The sequence below is a fragment of the Pseudoduganella namucuonensis genome (assembly GCF_900116645.1).
Lineage (GTDB): Bacteria > Pseudomonadota > Gammaproteobacteria > Burkholderiales > Burkholderiaceae_D > Rugamonas > Rugamonas namucuonensis.
In genome coordinates, this window is sequence record NZ_FPBO01000090.1 from 1 (window position 1) to 4620 (window position 4620).

Below are 4620 nucleotides of genomic sequence, written 5' to 3' on the forward strand. Positions count from 1 at the left end.
GCTGGGTGTGGAAGCGCAGTAATGCGTTAAGCTAACCAGTACTAATTGCCCGTAAGGCTTGTCCCTATAACATTGATAAGTTGTAGGCGGGAAGTACGCATGTTGTGCGTAGTTGATACGCGATCGCTACAATAATAAATCCGAATTCTTCCAAGTTTTAGAGCCTTGCTGCCCAATCGGGAGCAATGTCTCGTACAAGTCAAAGCCTGATGACCATAGCAAATCGGTCCCACCCCTTCCCATCCCGAACAGGACCGTGAAACGATTTTGCGCCGATGATAGTGCTGCAACCAGTGTGAAAGTAGGTTATCGTCAGGCTAGTTATATAGAAAAACCCCGTCGGAGAAATCCGGCGGGGTTTTTCGCATTTAGGGTTCATTCCCCGCTGGCCGCCACGCGGCTGGCGACGAAGTCGATATGGCCTTGCATGGCGTTGCGCGCGTCGTCGGGACGCCCTTCGCAGATGGCGTCGCAAATCGCGCGGTGCTGCAGCAGCAGTTGGTCCGCGTCGTTCGCCTCCAGCGCGCGCAGGCTGCTGCCGGTGATGGTGATGTGCTCGCGCAGCATGATGATCACGCTCGCATGCAGGTGCAGGAACATGGTGTTGTGCGACGCCAGCGCGATCGCCTCGTGCAGTTTGGTGTCGGCCGCGGCCTCCCCCGGCTGGTCGTTCGCTTGGCGCGCGGCTTCCAGGGCATCGAGCTGCGCGCGTATGCGCTGCCGGTCCTCGTCGGTGCCGCGCAGGGCCGCGAAGTAGGCGGTGGCGCCTTCCAGCACGCGGCGGAATTCCAGCACGTCGCCGCGCACGGCGGGGTGGTCCGCCACCAGCTGGCTCCAGGGCGAGGCCACGCCGGTGCGCAACTGCTCGGTCACGAACACGCCGGCCCCCTGTTTGCTGCGCAGCAGGCCGCGCGCGGCCAGGCGCTGCGTCGCCTCCCGGACAGTGTTGCGCGCGACCCCGTAACGCTCGGCCAGCACGCGCTCGGCCGGCAGGCGGGCGTCGGCCGGATAGGTCCCATCCAGCAAGGCCGTTTCGATCTTGCGCATCACGGCTTCCACCTGGCTCTGTCCCGACCTCATTCCTTTTCCCTTTATTGGTCCAACCAATTTGCGACCCTGACAGTATCGGGGAATGATGGCGGTTCGCGCAAGCACGCGCATAGCGGAGCACATATGAAAGAACGTCACTATCCGGCCATTTCGCAGCAGGTCTACCTGTTCGGCACCTGCGTCATCGACCTGTTCATGCCCGAGGCGGGACTGGACGCGGTGCGCCTGCTGGAGCGGGAAGGGATCACGGTCCACTTCCCGCGCGGCCAGAGCTGCTGCGGCCAGCCGGCGTACAGCAGCGGCAATCCCGAGCAGGCGCGCGCCGTCGCGCTGGCGCAGCTGGACTTGTTCGCCCAGCCCTGGCCAGTGATCGTTCCCTCCGGATCGTGCGCGGGCATGATGCGGCATCACTGGCCCAAGCTGTTCGAAAACGATCCGGTCGCAGGACCCAAGGCGCGCGACCTGGCCGAACGGGTGTTCGAATTGAGCGAATACCTGGTGCGGGTGCTCGACGTGCGGTATCCCGCACAGCCGCAGGACAATGAGCGCGTGGTGCTGCACACCTCGTGCGGCGCGCGCCGCGAGATGGGCACGCGCGCGCACGGCGTGGCGCTGCTGGATAGCCTGCCGGGCGTGGAGCGGGTCGAGCACGTGCGCGAATCCGAATGCTGCGGCTTCGGCGGCACGTTCTGCCTGAAGCACTCGGACATTTCCGGCGCCATGGTGAAGGACAAAGTGGCTTCGGCCTGCGGCACCGGATGCGAACGGCTGGTGTCGGCCGACTGCGGCTGCCTGCTCAACATCGGCCACGCGGCGCGCCACCAGGGCGCTCCGCTGACGGTGGAGCACATGGCCAGCTTCCTGTGGCGGCGCGCGAACGGCATCGCCGCGTCGGAAGGAGGCGCGCAATGACGATGACCGCACGCGAGCGCATGCTCGGCCGTCTGCGCGCGGCCGCCCCCACCGACCCCACGGTGGGCCGGGCCGGCATCGACGGCCGCATCGCCATGCACTACGCGCAGGCGCGCCGGCCGGCGTCGGTGGAGGAGCTGGCGCGGCAAATGGCCGGCGCGATGACGGCGTCGCGCGCCGACGTCTGGTGCGCGAGCGAAGAGGAGTGGCCGGCGCAGCTGGCGGCGAAGCTGGCGGAGCATGGCGCCCGTCGCCTGCTGCTGGACCCCGCCGGCGAGGAGGGCGCCGCCCTGCAGAAGGCATTGCCAGCCAGCGTCGAGGCGATGCCGTTCGCGCGGCCGATCGAAGCCTGGAAGGCGGAACTGTTCGATACCGTGGACGCGGGATTCACCGTCGCCCGTTCCGGCATCGCCGCCACCGGCACGCTGATACTGGCGCCGGACGCCGGCACGCCGCGCACCGTGTCGCTGGCGCCGCCGCTGCACGTCGCGCTGGTCTACGCCAGCACGCTGTTCCCGGACATGCACGCGGCGGTACGCGCCGAGCGCTGGAGCGACGGCTTGCCGGCCAACCTGGTGCTGGCGTCCGGCCCCTCCAAGACTTCGGACATTCAGCAAACCCTGGCCTACGGCGCGCACGGTCCGCGCTGGATGTGGGTCGTCATCGTGATGGATGAAGCAAAAGACGGAGTAAAGCCATGAGCAGCGCACCATTGACCTTCGTGCCTTCGGCCGATTTCCGCGAACGCGCCCGCATCGCGCTGGACGATCCCAAGCTGCGCTCCAGCTTCCGCGGCGCGATGGACTTCCTGCAAGCGAAGCGCGTCACGCAGTTCCCGGATGGCGAGGAACTGGAGAAGTTGCGCGACCTGGGCGAGGCGATCCGCAAGCATGCGCTGGCCAACCTGCCGCAGTTGCTGGTGCAGCTGGAGGAGAACATCAACGCGGCCGGCGTGCAGGTGCATTGGGCCGAAACGGCCGACGAGGCCAATCGCATCATCCATGGCATCGCGCAGCAGACCAAGGCCCGCAGCGTCGTCAAGGGCAAGTCGATGGCCAGCGAGGAGATCGAGCTGAATCACTACCTCGAGGAGCGCGGCGTGCGCTGCATCGAGTCGGACATGGGCGAGTACATCGTGCAAATGGCGGGCGAGAAGCCCTCGCACATCGTGATGCCCGCCATCCACAAGACCAGGCAGGATATCGGCGCGCTGTTCGCCGAGCATATACCGGCCACGCCCTACACCGAGGACGTGGACACGCTGATACAGACCGGCCGCCGCGCGCTGCGCCAGGAATTCATCGACGCCGACATCGGCCTGTCGGGGGTGAATTTCGCCGCCGCGGACACGGGGACGCTGTGGCTGGTGGAGAACGAGGGCAACGGCCGCCTGTCGACCACGGTGCCGGACGTGCACATCGCCATCATGGGCATGGAGAAGGTGGTCGCCAGCATCGAGCATATCGTGCCCCTGGCCAGCCTGCTGACGCGCTCCGCCACCGGGCAGGCCATCACCACCTATTTCAACCTGATCTCCGGTCCGCGCCGGCCGGGAGAACTGGACGGGCCGCGCGAGATGCACCTGGTCCTGCTGGACAACGGCCGCACGCAGGCCTACGCGGACGAGCAGCTGCGCTCCACGCTGCAGTGCATACGCTGCGGCGCGTGCATGAATCACTGCCCGGTTTACGCCCGCATCGGCGGCCACGCCTACGGGACCACGTATCCGGGACCGATCGGCAAGATCATTTCGCCGCACCTGCTCGGGCTGGACGCGACGGCGGACCTGGCGACGGCGTCCAGCCTGTGCGGGGCCTGCGGGGAGGTGTGTCCGGTGCGGATACCGATACCGGAATTGCTGGTGCGGTTGCGCACCGAGGCGAACCGCAATCCCGACGAGGAGGTGGAGCACCCCCTGCGCGGGCAGGGAGCGAAGTTCAGCCGCAGCGAAAAGCTGGTGTGGCGCTTCTGGAGCGGCGCGTTCGCGCGGCCGGCGGTGTATCGCGTGTTCCGCTGGGCCGCGACGCGTTTGCGTGCGCTCGCGCCGGCCAGCCAGCTGGGCTGGACCCAGCACCGCGAGCCCTTGAAGCCGGCCAGGCGCAGCCTGGCCGACCTGATGCGCGAGCGTGGGCAAGCGGAGTAGGTATCGGAGGTGCTTGCCAGGCGGGGAATGATTTGCTATAGTTCTGTCCCTCGCAACACCGCACGCAAGTGCAGCGAAGTGAAGAAGAAAAAGATGTTGACGAGCTGCACGAAACACCGCATAATCTCATCTCTCTGCTGCGAACAAAACGATTCGCTGAAAACTGCAGAAAAGATCTTTAAAAATTAACAGTCGATAAGTGTGGGCGTTTGATGATGATGCCGGAGGCGCAAGCCTCTTAGCTCAAATTATTAAACGCTTACACAATATATTAAACGTGACCTCGAAAGAGGAATCGTCAGTATTTTGAGTGAGCGACCTCCGATAGCAGTATCGGAAAAACAGAGATTGAACTGAAGAGTTTGATCCTGGCTCAGATTGAACGCTGGCGGCATGCTTTACACATGCAAGTCGAACGGCAGCGCGGGGCAACCTGGCGGCGAGTGGCGAACGGGTGAGTAATATATCGGAACGTACCCAAGAGTGGGGGATAACGTAGCGAAAGTTACGCTAAT

Annotated in this window: 4 protein-coding genes and 2 rRNA genes; 5 read left to right on the top strand and 1 reads right to left on the bottom strand. The window is 64.9% G+C overall.

Features of this window, described 5'->3' with window-relative positions; genetic code table 11:
* Positions 1 to 205 precede the first annotated feature (205 nt).
* Positions 206 to 318 (top strand): 5S ribosomal RNA (gene rrf / locus BM436_RS35720).
* A 57-nt stretch (positions 319 to 375) separates the two neighbouring features.
* Here the strand turns inward: rrf and BM436_RS35725 are convergent.
* Entirely contained in the window at positions 376 to 1080 is a 705-nt protein-coding gene (locus BM436_RS35725) for a FadR/GntR family transcriptional regulator (protein WP_229491064.1), read from the bottom strand.
* Positions 1081 to 1173: 93 nt separating this feature from the next.
* Here BM436_RS35725 and BM436_RS35730 point away from each other — a divergent pair, with 93 nt between their 5' ends.
* From BM436_RS35730 to BM436_RS35745, 4 genes are all read left to right on the top strand, one after another.
* Complete coding sequence (locus BM436_RS35730; protein ID WP_093561664.1) at positions 1174 to 1962, top strand: (Fe-S)-binding protein; 789 nt, start codon at positions 1174 to 1176, stop codon at positions 1960 to 1962.
* Between the two features lie 2 nt (positions 1963 to 1964).
* Positions 1965 to 2663, top strand: coding sequence for a LutC/YkgG family protein (locus BM436_RS35735; RefSeq protein WP_093561667.1), 699 nt, complete (start codon positions 1965 to 1967; stop codon positions 2661 to 2663).
* Entirely contained in the window at positions 2660 to 4105 is a 1446-nt protein-coding gene (locus tag BM436_RS35740) for a LutB/LldF family L-lactate oxidation iron-sulfur protein (RefSeq protein WP_093561665.1), read from the top strand. The genes BM436_RS35735 and BM436_RS35740 overlap by 4 nt, the downstream gene beginning before the upstream one ends.
* Positions 4106 to 4455: 350 nt before the next feature.
* Positions 4456 to 4620, top strand: a 16S ribosomal RNA gene (locus BM436_RS35745); the annotation flags it as partial.

Bases quoted from the DNA above. Each gene is read 5' to 3' on its own strand.
- BM436_RS35735 (WP_093561667.1), top strand. From the start codon at position 1,965: ATGACCGCACGCGAGCGCATGCTCGGCCGTCTGCGCGCGGCCGCCCCC.
- BM436_RS35740 (WP_093561665.1), top strand. From the start codon at position 2,660: ATGAGCAGCGCACCATTGACCTTCGTGCCTTCGGCCGATTTCCGCGAA.
- BM436_RS35725 (WP_229491064.1), bottom strand. From the start codon at position 1,080: ATGAGGTCGGGACAGAGCCAGGTGGAAGCCGTGATGCGCAAGATCGAA.
- BM436_RS35730 (WP_093561664.1), top strand. From the start codon at position 1,174: ATGAAAGAACGTCACTATCCGGCCATTTCGCAGCAGGTCTACCTGTTC.